This window comes from Streptomyces sp. MMBL 11-1, assembly GCF_028622875.1.
GTDB lineage: Bacteria > Actinomycetota > Actinomycetes > Streptomycetales > Streptomycetaceae > Streptomyces.
In genome coordinates this window covers 5,254,882-5,270,668 of sequence record NZ_CP117709.1, presented here as the reverse complement: position 1 = coordinate 5,270,668, position 15,787 = coordinate 5,254,882, and the positions used below count along the sequence as shown (strand labels likewise).

Sequence of the window (15,787 nt, the reverse complement as noted above, 5' to 3'; positions counted from 1 at the left end):
TCATCCCGCCGACGTTCATCTCATCCGCCCGTGAGTGACGTGAGGTCAACGTCGGCTCCGTACACGAATCCGACGGTGAGGAGGAGCAGCGTGCCCGGGAGGAGGAACGTCGTCACCGCGAACGTGGCCTTCGGGACTGCCCTGGCCGCCTTGCGGCGGGCGTTCTGGGCGTCGGTGCGGCGCATGTCGTTGGCGATCTGGATGAGCGTCTCGACGATCGGCGCGCCCAGCTCCTCGCCCTGCTGGAGCGTCGTGACGAACATGGCGACCTGTTCGGAGTCGTTGCGTCTGCGCAGTTCCTCGAAGGCCTGGCGGCGGCTGACGCCCATGTCCATCTGCCGCAGCGTGATGCGCAGCTCGTCCGACCAGGGGCCCTCGTACTTCTCCGCGACCCGGTCCAGCGCCTGCCGGAAGCCGAGCCCGGCCGAGACGACGACGGCCAGGACGTCGAGGAAGTCCGGCAGCGTCCGCTCGATGTGTTCGCGGCGCACCCGGATCGCCGACCAGATCCCGGCCTCCACCCAGAACAGGCCGAAGGCGACCATCAGCAGGGCCAGGAACAGCTGGCCGCGCAGGAGCATCGAGAACGCGCCGAGGAGGCCCAGCGCGCCGTAGACCGCGCGGCGGGCCGCGTAACGGTCGAGGGTGAGGCCGCCGGGGTTGCCCGCCAGGTCGATCTGACGGCGCTTCTTGTTGACGGCCTTGGGGCCCATCATCCGCAGCACCATGGGGGCCCAGCGGATGCCGAGGCGGTCGATGCCGGAGCCCACCGCGCTGGTGCGTGAGGCCCCGGACTCCAGGGCCACAGCCAGATCGCCGGGGAGTTTGGCGTCGGCCCGGTACATCCGGATGCCGTGGATGGCCCCGTAGACGGCGAGGCCGACGACCAGGGCTAGCAGCAGGTCCATGTCCGTCCCCTTTCTTCCTGGTTTCTGGGCTCAGGCATCGGTTCAGACATCGATACGGGAGAAGCGGCGGATGACGACGAACCCGATGGCGTAGAGGACGATGGACACGACCACCGCCACCTGGCCGAGGAACGCCCCCGTCATCCGGTCCAGCGCGCCGGGCATGACCGCGTTCATCAGCAGCATCGCGCCGAGTCCGAAGATCGGCACCGCGTACGCGGTCACGGTGACCTGCGAGAGCTGCGTCTTGACCTCGCGGCGGGTCTCCTTGCGCTCCTCCAGGGTCTCGGTGAGGTTGCGCAGCGAGCTGACAACCGTACCGCCGGCCCGGTTGGAGAGGACCAGGGTCGTCACCAGGACCACCAGTTCGCGGGAGGGCAGGCGGTCGGTCAGCTCGCTGAGCGCGTCCTCCAGGGGCTCGCCGACGGCCAGCCGCCTGGCGACCCGGGCCAGTTCCTCGCCGGCCGGGTCCTCCAGTTCCTCGGCCGCCATCGACAGCGAGGTGCGCAGGGCCAGGCCCGCCTGGGTGGCGTTGGCGAGGATCCGGGAGAGCTCGGGGAGCTGGTTGATGAAGCGCTCGGTGCGCTTGACCCGCTGCCAGTTGAGGAACGCGTTGGTGCCCCAGAGGCCGATCAGGGCGGCGACCGGGCCGAAGAACGCGGCGAGCATGGAGGAGGCGATCATCCAGAGCCCCGCCATGGCGACGAGCGCGTAGACGAAGAACTCGCCGGGTGTGATGTCCATGCCGGTCGCCGCGAGCTTCAGCTCCAGCTTCCGGCCGAGCGCGGTGGCGCGCAGCCTGCGGTCGAGGCCCTTGAAGCGGCGGGGGCGGCCCTGCTCGGGGATCTGCCCAACGTGGGAGAGCCGGTCGACGAGGGCGTCCCGGTCGGCCTTGCCGCCGGAGTAGGCGTACAGGCCCATCACGCCGAGCACGCACGCCAGCAGCGTGACGCCGACAGTGACCAGGGGGAGGTTGACGTTGTCCATGGCTCGGTACCTAGTTGGCCTCTCGGGTGGCGAGCTGTTCGGCGGACTGGGCGACGCCGAACGCCTGCGGGATGGGCTGACTGGCCAGATAGAGGCGCTCGGCGAGCCTCCGGGGCAGCGGGAGGTACTGGAAGTCGCCGTAGATGCGGCCGTCGGGGGCCATCGGCTGCGCGTTGAACCGCGCGACCGTGACGATGCGGTACGGGTCGCGGCCGTGCGAGTCCAGGACGGCGATCTCGGTGATCTTCCTGGCGCCGTCGGCGTGCCGGGTGAGCTGGACGATCACGTCGACGGCGCTGTTGATCTGGTCGTGCAGCGCCTCGAACGGGATCTCAACCTCCGACATCGACGCGAGGGTCTGCAGACGCATCAGCGCGTCCTCGGCGCTGTTGGCGTGGACGGTCGCCAGCGAACCGTCGTGACCGGTGGACATCGCCTGGAGCATGTCGAGGGACTCACCGCCTCGGACCTCACCGACGACGATGCGGTCGGGGCGCATACGCAGCGAGTTGCGGACCAGGTCGCGGATGGTGATCTGGCCCTTGCCCTCGACGTTCGCCGGGCGGGACTCCAGCCGGATCACATGGCTCTGCTGGAGCTGGAGCTCGGCGGAGTCCTCGATGGTGACGATGCGCTCGGTGTTCGGGATCAGTCCGGACAGCGCGTTGAGCAGGGTCGTCTTGCCGGTGCCGGTGGCCCCCGAGACGATGATGTTGAGCTTGGCCTGCACCAGTCCGGCGAGCAGGACCAGCATCTGTTCGTCCAGCGAGCCGAAGCCGATCATCTCCTGGAGCGTGAAGGAGCGCGGGAACCGCCGGATGGTGAGCGTCGCGCCGGTCAGCGAGAGCGGCGGGATGATCACGTTGACACGTTCACCACTGGGCAGGCGGGCGTCGACCATCGGGTTGGACTCGTCGACGCGGCGGTTGACGGTCGACACGATCCGCTCGATGGTCTGCATCAGCTGTTCGTGGGAGCCGAAGCGCATCGGGAGCTGTTCGACCCTGCCGTTGCGCTCGACGAAGATCTGGTCGGGGCCGTTGACCATGATCTCGGTGATGGACGCGTCCTCCAGGAGCGGTTCCAGGATGCCGAGTCCGAGCGCCTCGTCGACGACGCGGCGGATCAGCTGCGAGCGCTCCACGGTGGAGAGGACCGGGCCCTCGCGGCTGATGATGTGGCCGAGGACGCGCTCCAGCCGGGCCCGCCGGTCGGCGGCGGCCAGCGAGGACATCTCCGCGAGGTCGATCTCCTCCAGCAGCTTGGCCCGGTAGGTGGCCACGAGGTGGCCGTCCTCCCGTGCCCCGCCCTGTTCCTCAGGAGCGGTCATGCGTGCCCGCAGGCTCATCGGCGTAGCTCTCCTCGGTCTCGGCGGGCGGTGGCGCCCGGCCGGTCGGTGCGGCTCTCTCGCGGAAGGTCGGGGTCAGAAGCCGGCCGCGGACCTCTCGTTGGGCATCGTCGTGCTCCGCTCGGCCCACCAGTCGTCCAGTCCCGGCACGACGGAGGGCACCTTGACGCGGACCGTGACCGTGATGTCCTGGCCACCGCTCCTGCGGTAGCGGAACCCGCCGTCCTCCACCCAGTCGCTCACGGCGTCACGGGCGTTGGCCCGGCCGCTGCCCCGGGCGTCCACGCTGGCTTCCGTACGGGCTCCGGCGCGGGCGGCCGTACCCGCCTGGTTGGCGGCGTACGCGGCCAGGCCGAGCTGGATGGCCGCCATCGCGACGAGGAGCAGCAGGGGGAGGAAGCCGAGATACTCCATGGCGACCTGGCCCCGGTCGCCCCGCGCGCGTGCGGAGCGGGTGCGCCCGCCGTACGGATGCGTCGTCATCGCTGATCCTCCCTCGGGGATCCGGCCTTGCCGGTGATCTCGGTGTCGAGGTCGAACAGGCCCGGCACCAGCACCGGGACCTTCAGCTTCACCGTGGCCTCGTACAGGCGGCTGCCGCCCTCGCAGCGGATCTGGGCCCCGTCCTCCCAGGCGTCGGGGAGGTCCTTCTCCGCCCCCGCCCGGCAGGCCGCTCCCGCCCCGTACTCCGCGCCGCTGCCCTTGCGCGCGCCCACGTCGGCCGCGTTGCCCGCGAGGCTGAAGGTGTAGCCGATCAGGGCGCACTCCCAGAGCACGAGCATGATCAGGATGATGAAGGGGGTCATGCCGAGGAACTCGATCGCGGTCTGTCCCCGGTCACGGTCCCGGGCCTGGTAACGGTTCCGGTTCCGGTCACGGTTCCGGTTCCCGGTCCCGTTTCTGTCCCCGGCCCCGACCCCGGTCCCGATCCCGGTTCCGTTCCCGGCCCCCGGCCCGTTCCCGTACCGGCGGTCACGTAGGGCGGTGATCCGCCCCCGTATGCCGCTTCGTGCCGTCCTTGTGGTGGTCATCGCTCAACGTGTCCCCTCGGAGTCTCCGGGCCCGCGGCCGGAGCCGTCGCGCCGGCGGCGCGCGCGTCCGATCGAGCCCCGGTCGTTCTTGAAGACGCCACTGTTCCTCTTGGCCAGGGCGCTGCCGCTCTTCTTCGCCGTCGCGCTCTCCTTGACGATGCCCAGCTCTCCGGCCAGCCCCCAGAGCGCCTGCTTGACCGTGCTCTTGGCGTCCAGTTCGTGCAGGCGTCCGGAGTCGATGGACGCCTGGAGCTCCTTGAAGTTCGCGGGGACCGTCGCCGAGGCGACCCGGGTGCCGGTGATCTTCTGGATCAGCGGCGGCTGGATCTCCGTGTTGCGGGTGAAGCGGTTGACGAGGGTGATCGTCTCCTCGGCCTTGCGGATCTGAAGCCGTTCCCACATCCGTACGATGCGTTTCGCGCCGCGCACCGCGATCACGTCCGGGGTCGTGACCAGCAGGGCCACGTCCGCCATCTCGATGGCCGCGGCGTTGGCCCCGTTCATCTGGCCGCCGCAGTCGATGACGACGATCTCGTAGCGGGTGCGGAGCGCGCTGACGATCTGGCGGGCCGAGCGGTCGCTGACCTCCTCGCCGCGTTCGCCCTCGCCGGGGGCGAGGAGCAGGGCGAGGCCCGTGGAGTGGGAGAACACCGCGTCCGACAGCACCCGGGGCGAGATGTCGGTGATCAGGGCGAGGTCGACCAGGGAGCGGCGGAACTGGACGTCCAGGAACGAGGCGATGTCCCCGGTCTGGAGGTCCATGTCCACCAGCGCCACCGTGTTGCCGGACGCCTGGGCGGCCAGGGCGAGCTGGATGGCGGTGACGGTCGCGCCGACGCCGCCCTTGGCGCCGGTGACCGTGACCACCGTGCCGCCGGGACCGGTGAAGACGTCGTTGCCGGAGGTGAGGTGGCGGCGCACGCCGGCGGACCACTGGGCGGCCGCCTGAACACGGTTGGCCAGTTCCTCGTAGCTCAGCGGCAGAGTGACCAGTCCGCGCGCCCCGGAGTCCATCGCGTCGGCGAAGAGGTTCGGGCTGGCGTCCGCGGTGATCAGGACGACGCCGACGGACGGGAACCTCATCGACACCTCCCGGATCAGCTCCAGGGCCGGCACCGGGCCGATCCGCTCGTGGACCAGCACCACCTCGGGCAGCTCGTCGATCGCCTCGGCCGCGAGGCGGGCCAGGGTGTCGATGAGCTGGGTGGAGTCGCCGGCCGGGGGCGCGGGTTCGGCGTCGGGCAGCTGGCTGAGCAGGGTGGTGACGGAGCGGGCCGCGTCGAGGTCACCGACGGCGGGGAGGATTCTGGTGGTCATCCCATCCTCACTTGTCCTTGTCGAGCGTGTAGGTGCGGTCCCCCGGGCGGATGGTGCCGTCGCTGCCCGGGGCGACGAGCGCGAGACGCACGTGCTCCGCGAACGACTCGGCGTAGGCGACGCGCTGGGTGTCCAGCGTGTTCAGGGCGAAGGTGATCGGCACGGCCTCGGTCGCCCGGGTGCCCCGGTCGTCCGCGCTGGGGTCCAGGGCGGTCAGCTCGCCGACGTCCAGCACCTTGGCGTTGGAGACGATGACCTTGGACTGGGCCGCGTCGCCCTGCTGCTCACCGGCGAACGTGGCGTAGATGTTGACCGACGCGCCCGGTGTGATCTTGCCCGCGACGCCGGTGGAGGCGTCGATCATGATGGCGATCTCCTGCTCACCGGCACGGAGTTCGGGCTTGCGGACCATCATGTCCGACTGGAGCAGCGAGCCTTCGCGGAGCTCGGTGACCGCGATCTTCGACTCGACCTCCCGCAGGTCGGTCACGGCGTTCTCCGAGAGCCAGCGTTCGGGCATCTTGATCTTCTCGAACTGGCCGCTGTTCAAGGCGGTGTACGGAGCCACGTTGGTCTTCAGCTGATACGCCGTCACCTCGGGTCCGACCTTCGAGTTGACGTCGCTGATCACCGAGAGCACGCCGGCGAAGGCCGCGAAGGCACACAGGACCGACAGGAGCAGGAGTATCACGCCGCGGCGCTGGCGGGAGTTCATGGTCCGGACAACCTCGTTCGAATCGGATGTGTGGGACGGACAGCGGACAGAGAGAGCGGTGGAGCTGCGCGGTGTTGCTGTGCTGCACGGTGTTGCTGTGCTGTGCGGTGGTGCGGTGGAGCGGTTACGCGCTTACATCTGCGGCGGCGCGCTGCCGCGGGGCCGACCGGGCGGGAAGGTCTCATGCGGGAAGGTCTCGGTGCGGGGAGTGCGGGAAGTGCGGGGAGGTGGGGCGTGGGTGCGGGAACCGGGAGGAGCGGGATCCCGCGGGAAGTGCGGTCTCGCTAGGGGCCCGGCGACTCGCCGACCCCGCGATGGAGGACACCGGTGGGGAGCACGCGGTTCTCCGGAGCCGCGAGAGGAGCGGAACAGAATGCGCAGCGGTCGCCGATGAGTTCCATGGAGCACCAGTGGCACTTTTCCCGGCGTACGGAGGAGACCAGCTGGTACAGCACGGAGAGGTCCGGGAGGTGGGCGGCGAACTCCACAAGTTTTCCCGTGCCCCACCAGCGCGGTGAGTCGGACGGGACCGTGGTGTCGTCAATGGCCTGGACCTTCCAGGCGGGCGCGAGGGTCTCCTGTACCCAGTCCGACTGCAGATTCCCTTTCGCGACCAGAAGATGCGTACCGAAATCCGGCCCCGCCGGCGGTTCGGCGGTCGGGCCCACCTTCACCAGCTGCGCCTCGGGCCCGGCGAGCACCGCGAACTGGGTGCCGGGGACCCAGGATCTGGCGTGGCTCTTGAGGCTGACCGGCACCCGGTCGAGCCGGGCGACGGAGTTGAGGAGGGCGCCGGCGTAGATGTAGTGCGAGAGCAGCCGGGCGGCGGAGGCGACCACCCCGGGGCTGAAGTCGCAGATGGACAACTGCCGCAGCTGGCGCACCAGTACGGCGAGGCCGAGCGGCGGGAGATCCACCTTGACCAGGGCGATCCGGTCGCTCTCCAGCACCGACCGGATGGAGTGGAGGCGACGCTCGTGCTCGGGGCGGATGCCCGAGGGATAGAGGGCGATCACGTACCCGTGCTGTTCCAGCAGCAGGTGCATGTCGCCGATCGCCAGCTCCAGTACCTGGGCCTCGGGGGCCTGGAGCAGAGCGGCGGTCGGTGTCTGCTGGTCGGTGGGCGGCAGTACCAGGTCTGCGCTCGTCACTGCTATTGCGGTCGGCACGCTCTTCCCCGTTTCGGCTCCGGTCGACGTGGGGACGTCGGCCGCAATCGCTCCTGCTCCGTGCTCCTGACCCAGCACTTTAGCCACGTCTCACCAGGCAGAGAACAGTTATCGGAGACCAGTACGACGCCATGCGAACACCGTTCCTACGGGGCTCGGGTGCTAAACGGGACGAAATCGATTCCGTCCAACTCGGCTATCACTGCGCAGCGTTACCGAAGACTGTGTCCGGTTTTCAATCATCTGTCCATTCACGCACGTCAGGCTGGATTCCGGGCCGTCGACCCCCTTTTTCGTAAGGGCGTTTCCGTGACCGCCCGAAGACCGCCCGAAGATCTCCCGCAAGATCACCCGTGCGGGGGGCGATGCGGGCCGCAGGACCGTTCCCGGCGGGAAGAACTCCGACCCGGCACCCCCACAGACCCTCGGGCACTCCGCCGCCGGGGCCGCCGCGCGGCCTCGCGCCCACCCTCGCGGAGGCGCCTCTCGCTCACCCTCGCCAAAGCCTTTCCACCGCCAGAGGTCTTGACAACTCGATTGGTCTGGACCAGCTTTATGCGCCAAGCGGTGGTCACCGCTCCCGGCAGGACACCCCGTCTCCATGTTCCCGGCCCAGCGCCCCACGCACCACCGTGCACGACACCCCCGACTCCCCCGACACCCCGTCCTTCGACCCGATACACACCGCATCACCGTGATCGATCGCGCCTCACCGTGATCGCCCGTCACGGATCCCCGCTCCGCCCGGCCCACCCCGTGCAGCCCCGGCCCGCAGTACGTCCGGCACTTCTGCACGACCCCCGCCAGGCCACCAACTCCCCACGGAGGAACCAGTGGAACGCTCCGCAGGCAGCAGTCGCAGAAGGCGTCGTCACTCCCGTCCCGTGCTCGGCGGCACCATGGCCGTCATCGCGGCCGCGGCCCTGACCGTCACCGGACTCGTCAGCACCGCCCAGGCCGCCGACGTCAACAACGCCAAGAACCCGGGGTTCGAGGCAGGCCTCGCCGGCTGGACCTGCGCCGGGGGCAGTGGCACCGTCGTCTCCTCCCCCGTGCACGGCGGTACGTCCGCGCTGAAGGCGACCCCGGCCGGCCAGGAGAACGCCAAGTGCTCCCAGGTCGTCAAGGTGAAGGCCAACTCGACGTACACGCTCAGCTCCTGGGTGCAGGGCGGTTACGCCTACCTCGGCGTGAACGGCACCGGAACCACCGACGTCTCCACCTGGACGCCGGGCTCCTCCACCTGGACCAAGCTGTCCACCAGCTTCAAGACCGGCGCGAACACCACCTCGGTGACCGTCTACACCCACGGCTGGTACGGGCAGGCCGCCTACCTCGCCGACGACTTCGAGGTGACCGGCCCCGACGGCGGTGGCGGCGAGGAGCCCGGCCCGGTCATCCCGGCGGCTCCCGGGGGCCTCGCGGCGGGTGCCACGACCACGTCCTCCGTCGCCCTGTCCTGGAACGCGGTCTCCGGCGCCACCGGGTACACGGTGTACCGGGACGGCGCGAAGGCCACCACGTCCACCGGCACCTCGGCGACCGTCACGGGCCTCACCGCGGACACCGCCTACGAGTTCTCGGTGAGCGCCACCAACGCCGCCGGCGAATCCGCCAGGTCGACCACCGTCAGCGCCCGTACGGCCAAGAACGGCGGCGGTCCGGTGACCACGGTGCCCAAGCACGCGGTGACCGGCTACTGGCAGAACTTCAACAACGGCGCGGCCGTCCAGAAGCTCAGCGACGTCCCGGCCGACTACGACATCATCGCGGTCTCCTTCGCGGACGCCACGGCGACCCAGGGCGCGGTCACCTTCAACCTGGACACCGCCGGGCTGAACGGCTACACGGACGCCCAGTTCCGGTCGGACATCAAGGCCAAGCAGGCGGCCGGCAAGAACGTCATCATCTCGATCGGCGGCGAGCTGGGCACGGTCCGGGTCGACAGCGACGCCTCGGCCACCGCGTTCGCCAACTCGGTGTACGCGCTGATGCAGGACTACGGCTTCAACGGGGTCGACATCGACCTGGAGAACGGCCTCAACGCCACCTACATGACGAAGGCGCTGCGCCAGCTGTCGGCGAAGGCGGGCCCCGGGATGGTCCTCACGATGGCCCCGCAGACCCTCGACATGCAGTCGACGTCGGGCGAGTACTTCAAGACGGCGCTCAACGTCAAGGACATCCTCACCGTCGTCAACACGCAGTACTACAACAGCGGTGCGATGCTCGGCTGTGACGGCAAGGTCTACTCGCAGGGCTCGGTGGACTTCCTCACCGCGCTCGCCTGCATCCAGCTGGAGGGCGGCCTCGACCCGTCCCAGGTCGGCCTCGGCGTCCCCGCCTCCACCCGCGGCGCGGGCAGCGGCTACATCTCCCCGTCGACCGTGAACGCGGCGCTGGACTGCCTGACCAAGGGCACCAGCTGCGGCTCGTTCAAGCCGTCGAAGACCTACCCGTCGCTGCGCGGCGCGATGACCTGGTCGACGAACTGGGACGCGACGGCCGGGTTCGCCTGGTCGAAGGCGGTCGGCCCGCACGTCCGCAGCCTGCCGTAACGACACCGCGACCACCCGGAACCCGCAGCGCCGCCGCTCCCCCGGCGGCGCTGCGGCGTTACGCCGACGGCGACCGGGTCACCAGGGCAGTTCGCGCACCTGCTGGACGCACAGCACGACGAACAGCAGCCCGGCCAGGGAGAGCATCCCGTTGCTGAGCCATCCGTTGCGCCACTCCCCGGGCGTACGGGAGGAGTTGAGCAGCCAGAGCAGGGTCAGGGCGAGGAACGGCATGAAGAACGCGCCGAGCACCCCGTACGCGATGACCAGGCCGAAGGGCTCGTCCAGCCAGAGCAGGGTCATCGGCGGGAAGGTCAGCCACAGGAGGTAGGCGCGGAAGGGCAGCGACCGCTGCCGGCGCTCGGCGACGTCCGGCCCCTCGTGCTCCTCGGGCTCCCCGGCCTTCGCCGCACCGGCGGCCGGGGCCCGGAACCGCTCCACGAAGTCGGCGAACATCAGGCTGACCCCGTGCCAGACGCCGATCAGCGACGAGAACGACGTGGCGAAGAAGCCCACCAGGAAGAGCTTGGCGGTGCCCGCGCCGAAGCGGTCCTCCAGCACCCTGCCCAGGTCGATCAGCCCGCGGTCGCCGGAGGTGAGGGCGGTCTGGGAGGCGTGCAGCAGCTCGGCGCCGACGATGAGCATCGCCACGACGAAGACCCCGGTGGTGATGTAGGCGACCCGGTTGTCGAGCCGCATCACCTTCATCCAGGAGGAGTTGCTCCAGCCCTTGGCGTTGACCCAGTACCCGTACGCGGCCATGGTGATCGTGCCGCCGACACCGCCGATCAGCCCGAGGGTGTAGAGGAGCGAGCCGTCCGGGAGGACGGGCAGCAGCCCGGCGAACGAGGCCCCGGCGTCCGGCACCACGCGGGCGGCCACGTACACGACCACCACGAACATGATGCCGATCAGGACCGTCATGACCTTCTCGAACACGGCGTACCGGTTGAACCAGACGAACGCCAGTCCGATCAGCCCGGTGACGATCGCCCAGAACTTGAGCCCGGGGCCGTCGGGGAACAGCGCCACGATGGGCAGGGCGCTGGAGGACATGGCCGTCGCCCCGTAGATGAAGCCCCAGAGGACGACGTAGACCGCGAAGTACACCGTGGTCCAGGGGCCCAGACTGCGCCAGCCGTCGAAGAGCGTGCGGCCGGTCGCCAGATGCCAGCGGCCGGCCGCCTCGGCGAGCGAGATCTTGACGACGCAGCCGATCACCGCCGCCCACATCAGGGTGTATCCGAACTTGCTGCCCGCGATCAGCGTCGCGACCAGGTCGCCGGCCCCGACCCCGGTCGCCGCGACGACGATGCCGGGGCCGATGTACTTCCAGCTGGACTTACGTGGTCGGGAGGCCGGCTCCCCTGTCCCTGTGGTTGCGCTTGTCTCCGCCATGCCGATCAAGGAAGCGCAATCGGCGGGGCAGCACAAGGGGTGCGCACGGAACCGGCACACACGGGGAGGGGGAACAACCCGTGTGTGCCGGTTCGCCAAGAGCAGTCCCGCCCGTCTCGGTGGGATCAGATGATCAGGCTGAGCAGCGCCGCGACGACGAAGCCCGCGACCGAGAGCACCGTCTCCAGGACGGTCCAGGACTTGAGGGTGTCGCGCTCGCTGATGCCGAAGTACTTCGACACGATCCAGAAGCCGCCGTCGTTCACGTGCGAGGCGAAGATCGAGCCCGCCGAGATCGCCATGATGATCAGGGCGAGGTGGGGCTGGGACAGGTTCTGGCCCTCGACCAGCGGAACCACGATGCCGGCCGTCGTGACGATCGCGACGGTGGCCGAGCCCTGGGCCACGCGCAGGACGACCGAGATCAGCCAGGCGAGCAGGATGACCGGCAGGCCGACGTCGTTGAAGGTGTCGGCCAGCGCGTCCGCGATGCCGCTGCCCTTGAGGACGGCGCCGAAGACGCCGCCCGCGCCGACGACCAGCAGGATGTTGCCGACGGGCTTGAGCGAGGACGTGGAGACCGATTCCAGGGACTTGCGGGACCAGCCGCGCCGGATGCCCAGCAGGTAGTACGCGAGGAACAGGGCGATCGTCAGGGCGACGAACGGGTTGCCGAAGAACTCGATCACCGAGCGGAGCGTGGAGGGGTCCAGGGCGATCGAGGAGAACGTCGCGGCGAGGATCAGGATCAGCGGGGTGCCGATGATCGCGAGGACCGTACCGAGCGGGATCGGCTTCTCTTGCGGGGTGATCCCGGCGGCGCGCTGTTCGGCGGCGACGGCGGCCCTGGCCTCCTCGGCGGCCTCCATCATGTCCTGCGGGACGTCGACGAAGATGCGCTTGCCGATCCAGGCGGCGTACGCCCAGGCGGCGATGACCGACGGGATGCCGACGACGACGCCCATCAGAATGACCCAGCCGAGCGAGACGTTGAAGAGTCCGGCGGCGGCCACCGGCCCCGGGTGCGGCGGCAGGAACGCGTGGGTCATCGACAGGCCCGCCAGCAGCGGCATCGCGTAGAGCAGGATCGATTTGCCGGAGCGCTTGGCGGCGGCGTAGACGATCGGCGCGAGGACGAAGATGCCGACGTCGAAGAAGACCGGGATGCCGAAGACGAGGCCCGTCATGCCCATGGCCAGCGGGGCGCGCTTCTCGCCGAAGGCGTTCAGCAGGCGGGCGCTCAGCACCTCGGCTCCGCCGGACACTTCGAGGATCGCGCCGAGCATGGTGCCGAGCCCGATGATGATCGCGACATGGCCGAGGATGCCGCCCATGCCGGACTCGATGAGCGAGACGGCGGCGGATTTCTGCACGGTGCCGAAGAGTTCGGTGACCGAGAGCCCGGCGCCGAGGCCGACGGCTATGGAGACCGCGAGCAGGGCGACGAACGGCTGGAGCCTGACCTTGATGATCAGGAAGAGCAGGAGGGCGATGCCGAGGGCGGCGACGGTCAGCAGACCGGCGGTGCCGTCGATCAGGAGGAGCAGACCACCGGTGTGCGGTGGCGCCTCGGCCGGCGGCGGGGTGGCGGCGAGCAGCATGGGGACTCCGTTGGTGCTGGAGGGCAGGGGGGAGCGCGGCACGGCGCCCCCGGGGAGCGGGGCGCCGTGCCGTACGGCGGGCTGGAGCGGTCCTGCGGGTGAGGTGAAGCGATCAGCGGGGGCCTGCGATCGGGGGACGGGGTGCGGCGGGCCGGGGGTGCGGCGGGCCTGGTGGTCGGCTGACCCGGGTGGTAAGCGGGCCGCAGAGGGGCGGAGCCGGCCGCCGAAGAGGGCCGGCGGCCGGAGGGGGTGGAGCCGGCCGCAGAGGGCCGGCGGCCGGAGGAAGCCGGAGCCGGCCGGAAAGGACCGGCGGGCCGGAGGGGGCCGGAGCCGGCCGAGGAGGACCGGCCGGCCGGAGGAAGTCGGAGCCGGCCGATGGGGGGTCGGCCGGGAGGCCGTCAGCCGAGCACCGCGAGGGCGTCGATCTCGATGAGCAGGCCCTTGGGCAGGCCGACGTAGACCGTCGTCCGGGCCGAGGGGGCCTCCTTGAGGTTCTGCTCGGCGAAGTAGGTGTTGTAGATCTCGTTCATCTCCGCGAAGTGGTCCACGTCCGTGAGGTAGACGCGCATCATCATCACGTCGTCCCAGCTCGCGCCGCCCTCCTCCAGGATCGCCTTGACGTTGGCGAAGGTCTGGAGGGTCTGCTCGCGGAGCGTGGGACCGGCGGGCGTCGGGGCCTGGCCCTCCACGGCGGGGAGGAAGCCGACCTGGCCGGCGACCTGGAGGATGTTCCCCTTCTTCACGCCGTGCGAGAACTTCGCGGGCGGCGTGGTGTGGGTGGAGGGGGTGAGGGCGGTCTTCTCGGTCATGGCTGATCAGGCTTTCTTGGGTCGGGTGGTGCCGGAATACTCCCGGCTGATGGTCTCGGCGGTGCGCCGCACCAGGGGGAGCAGGGTGAGGAGTTCCTCGGCCGTGACGACCACATTGGGCGCGGACACCGACATGGCCGCGACGACCCGCCCGTCCGCGCCGCGAATGGGGGCGCCGATGCAGTTGATGGACTCCTCGTGGCCACCGAGGTCGGTGGCCCATCCCTGTTCGCGGACGACGGCGAGCTCCTTGAGGAACGCGGCGGCGTTGGGCGTCGAACGGGATGTGTACATGGGGTAGTCGAGCTTCTCGGCGATGACGCGCCGCTCGGGCTCGGTGAGGTCGGCCAGCAGCAGCTTGGCCACGGCCGCGACGGTGATCGCCACGGGCTTGCCGATCCGTGAGTACATGCGGACCGGGTAGCGGCTCTCGACCTTGTCGATGTAGAGGACTTCCTGCTCCTCGTACACGGCGAGGTGGACGGTGTGCCCGCACCGGTCGTTCAGCGCGACCAGGTGGGAGTGGGCGATCTCGCGTACGTCGAGGTTCTCGACGGCCTCCTGGGCGAGCGCGAAGAGCCGGGCGCCGAGGCGGTAGCGCTGGTCCTCCTGCCGGTAGACGAGGCCGTGCTCGTGGAGCGTACGCAGCAGACGCAGCGCCGTGGATTTGTGGACGCCGAGCCGCTCGGCGACCTGGCCGAGGTCGGCGGGTCCCTGGGCGAGCAGCGGCAGGATGCTCAGTGCCCGGTCGACGGTCTGGCTCATGGTGTGCGTACCTCCTCTGCGGCCCGGTCGGCTGCGGTCCAGCCGGGGCCGAGACGCAGTCTCCCCCAGGCGTCGTCGTCGAGGGCCGCGAGGTGGTCGGCGTGGTCGCGGGCGGGCGGGTCGGTGAGGTCGCCGGGGACGGTGAGGGCGGCGGCGGCCATGAGGTGCCCGTGCCGGGCCCGGTCGCGCACGGGCAGCCCCCGCAGGGTGGCGGAGAGGAACCCGGCGGCGAACGCGTCCCCGGCCCCGACGGCGGCCACGACGTCGACGCGGAGGGCGGGGACGAGCGTGACGGTATCGGCGGCGAACTCGGCCCCGCCGCCCTCCGTGGAGCGCGCGGCCGGGGCGTTTTCAGCCCCTCCGGCGGTTGCGGAGCGGGGCCCGGGGCGGGGCCCCGAGAACACCGTCGCGCCCGCGCTCCCCCGCTTCACGACCAGCACGGCCGGCTCCGGCAGCGCCGCCCGGACCGCGTCCGCGCCGACGATCCCCCACGCCTCCTCCGCCTCGTCCTCGCCCACGAAGACCAGGTCCGAGCGGCGGGCCAGCTCCAGGAGCACCGACGCGTCCGCCTCGGACCCCCGCCACAGACGCGGCCGGTGGTTCACGTCGAAGGAGACGAGCGGGCGGTCCGGCCGGGGGGCCGTCAGGTCCCGCAGCAGCGCCAGGCAGTCGGCGGACAGCGCGGCCGTGATCCCGGACAGGTGCAGGACGCGGCCCGCGAGGAGGTCCTCGTACGGCACGTTGTCCGGGGACATCGCGGAGGCGGCGGACCCGGCCCGGTAGTAGGCGACCTCGTGGGTGTCGGCGCCCCGGTCCGTGGCCGTGCGGAAGTAGATGCCGGTGGGGCGGTCGGGGTCGCGGCGGACGGCCGAGGTGTCGACCCCGTACGACGCGATCGTCTCGACCAGGTGGTCGCCGAAGCCGTCCGCGCCGACCCGGCCGACCCAGGCCGCCCGGTGCCCGGCGGCGGCGAGCGCGCAGGCCACGTTGGACTCGGCGCCGCCGATCCCGCGCCCGAAGGAGGGCACGTCGGCGAGGCGGCCGGGCTGCGAGGGCAGGAACGTCACCATGGACTCACCGAGACAGACGACATCGGTGGTCGTGGCGGCGTCGGCCGTCCCTGCTGCGGGTCCGGGCACTGGAGGGCTCCTCACTGATCGGCGTGCGGGCCGGTGGTCACC

14 protein-coding genes are annotated in these 15,787 nt (G+C 70.6%); 1 reads left to right on the top strand and 13 read right to left on the bottom strand.

From position 1 onward, the window contains the following. Window positions 1-20 precede the first annotated feature (20 nt). The 8 genes from PSQ21_RS23685 to PSQ21_RS23650 form a co-directional block, all read right to left on the bottom strand. Window positions 21-908, bottom strand: coding sequence for a DUF5936 domain-containing protein (locus tag PSQ21_RS23685; RefSeq protein WP_274032783.1), 888 nt, complete (start codon window positions 906-908; stop codon window positions 21-23). Between the two features lie 42 nt (window positions 909-950). Next, window positions 951-1,895, bottom strand: a complete 945-nt coding sequence (locus PSQ21_RS23680; RefSeq protein WP_274032782.1) for a type II secretion system F family protein — start codon at window positions 1,893-1,895, stop codon at window positions 951-953. A gap of 10 nt (window positions 1,896-1,905) precedes the next feature. Then, window positions 1,906-3,243, bottom strand: coding sequence for a CpaF family protein (locus PSQ21_RS23675; RefSeq protein WP_274032781.1), 1,338 nt, complete (start codon window positions 3,241-3,243; stop codon window positions 1,906-1,908). A 75-nt stretch (window positions 3,244-3,318) separates the two neighbouring features. Beyond that, window positions 3,319-3,726 (bottom strand): TadE/TadG family type IV pilus assembly protein, encoded by a 408-nt coding sequence (locus PSQ21_RS23670; RefSeq protein ID WP_274032780.1) that lies wholly within the window; start codon window positions 3,724-3,726, stop codon window positions 3,319-3,321. Continuing rightward, window positions 3,723-4,064 (bottom strand): septum formation initiator, encoded by a 342-nt coding sequence (locus PSQ21_RS23665; RefSeq protein WP_337961706.1) that lies wholly within the window; start codon window positions 4,062-4,064, stop codon window positions 3,723-3,725. Before PSQ21_RS23665 ends, PSQ21_RS23670 begins: the two co-directional genes overlap by 4 nt. 213 nt (window positions 4,065-4,277) lie before the next feature. Continuing rightward, window positions 4,278-5,591 carry an AAA family ATPase gene (locus PSQ21_RS23660; RefSeq protein ID WP_274032777.1) on the bottom strand — a complete coding sequence of 438 codons (1,314 nt, stop codon included), beginning with the start codon at window positions 5,589-5,591 and terminating at the stop codon, window positions 4,278-4,280. Between the two features lie 7 nt (window positions 5,592-5,598). After that, window positions 5,599-6,306, bottom strand: coding sequence for a Flp pilus assembly protein CpaB (gene cpaB, locus PSQ21_RS23655; RefSeq protein WP_274032775.1), 708 nt, complete (start codon window positions 6,304-6,306; stop codon window positions 5,599-5,601). A gap of 284 nt (window positions 6,307-6,590) precedes the next feature. Next, window positions 6,591-7,457, bottom strand: coding sequence for a hypothetical protein (locus PSQ21_RS23650; protein ID WP_274032773.1), 867 nt, complete (start codon window positions 7,455-7,457; stop codon window positions 6,591-6,593). Window positions 7,458-8,308: 851 nt separating this feature from the next. Here PSQ21_RS23650 and PSQ21_RS23645 point away from each other — a divergent pair. After that, the gene (locus tag PSQ21_RS23645) at window positions 8,309-10,033 is read left to right on the top strand and encodes a chitinase (RefSeq protein WP_337961684.1); all 1,725 of its coding nucleotides are present in this window, start codon (window positions 8,309-8,311) and stop codon (window positions 10,031-10,033) included. A 78-nt stretch (window positions 10,034-10,111) separates the two neighbouring features. On the opposite strand, the gene PSQ21_RS23640 is transcribed toward PSQ21_RS23645, so the two are convergent. The 5 genes from PSQ21_RS23640 to PSQ21_RS23620 all read right to left on the bottom strand — a co-directional run bounded on the left by PSQ21_RS23640 (window position 10,112) and on the right by PSQ21_RS23620 (window position 15,745). Continuing rightward, window positions 10,112-11,431, bottom strand: coding sequence for an Nramp family divalent metal transporter (locus PSQ21_RS23640; RefSeq protein ID WP_274032771.1), 1,320 nt, complete (start codon window positions 11,429-11,431; stop codon window positions 10,112-10,114). A 125-nt stretch (window positions 11,432-11,556) separates the two neighbouring features. Then, window positions 11,557-13,032: a GntP family permease gene (locus PSQ21_RS23635; RefSeq protein WP_274035901.1), complete on the bottom strand. Its 1,476-nt coding sequence runs from the start codon at window positions 13,030-13,032 to the stop codon at window positions 11,557-11,559. 398 nt (window positions 13,033-13,430) lie between these two features. Next, window positions 13,431-13,841: a RidA family protein gene (locus tag PSQ21_RS23630; RefSeq protein ID WP_007460291.1), complete on the bottom strand. Its 411-nt coding sequence runs from the start codon at window positions 13,839-13,841 to the stop codon at window positions 13,431-13,433. Window positions 13,842-13,847: 6 nt separating this feature from the next. After that, window positions 13,848-14,606 carry an IclR family transcriptional regulator gene (locus PSQ21_RS23625; RefSeq protein WP_007460289.1) on the bottom strand — a complete coding sequence of 253 codons (759 nt, stop codon included), beginning with the start codon at window positions 14,604-14,606 and terminating at the stop codon, window positions 13,848-13,850. Continuing rightward, window positions 14,603-15,745 (bottom strand): sugar kinase, encoded by a 1,143-nt coding sequence (locus tag PSQ21_RS23620; RefSeq protein WP_274032769.1) that lies wholly within the window; start codon window positions 15,743-15,745, stop codon window positions 14,603-14,605. The genes PSQ21_RS23625 and PSQ21_RS23620 overlap by 4 nt, the downstream gene beginning before the upstream one ends. Window positions 15,746-15,787 lie beyond the last annotated feature (42 nt).

Coding starts and splice junctions, on each gene's coding strand:
- PSQ21_RS23685 (WP_274032783.1), bottom strand. CDS start 908: ATGGACCTGCTGCTAGCCCTGGTCGTCGGCCTCGCCGTCTACGGGGCC.
- PSQ21_RS23680 (WP_274032782.1), bottom strand. CDS start 1,895: ATGGACAACGTCAACCTCCCCCTGGTCACTGTCGGCGTCACGCTGCTG.
- PSQ21_RS23675 (WP_274032781.1), bottom strand. CDS start 3,243: ATGAGCCTGCGGGCACGCATGACCGCTCCTGAGGAACAGGGCGGGGCA.
- PSQ21_RS23670 (WP_274032780.1), bottom strand. CDS start 3,726: ATGACGACGCATCCGTACGGCGGGCGCACCCGCTCCGCACGCGCGCGG.
- PSQ21_RS23660 (WP_274032777.1), bottom strand. CDS start 5,591: ATGACCACCAGAATCCTCCCCGCCGTCGGTGACCTCGACGCGGCCCGC.
- cpaB (WP_274032775.1), bottom strand. CDS start 6,306: ATGAACTCCCGCCAGCGCCGCGGCGTGATACTCCTGCTCCTGTCGGTC.
- PSQ21_RS23640 (WP_274032771.1), bottom strand. CDS start 11,431: ATGGCGGAGACAAGCGCAACCACAGGGACAGGGGAGCCGGCCTCCCGA.
- PSQ21_RS23635 (WP_274035901.1), bottom strand. CDS start 13,032: ATGCTGCTCGCCGCCACCCCGCCGCCGGCCGAGGCGCCACCGCACACC.
- PSQ21_RS23630 (WP_007460291.1), bottom strand. CDS start 13,841: ATGACCGAGAAGACCGCCCTCACCCCCTCCACCCACACCACGCCGCCC.
- PSQ21_RS23625 (WP_007460289.1), bottom strand. CDS start 14,606: ATGAGCCAGACCGTCGACCGGGCACTGAGCATCCTGCCGCTGCTCGCC.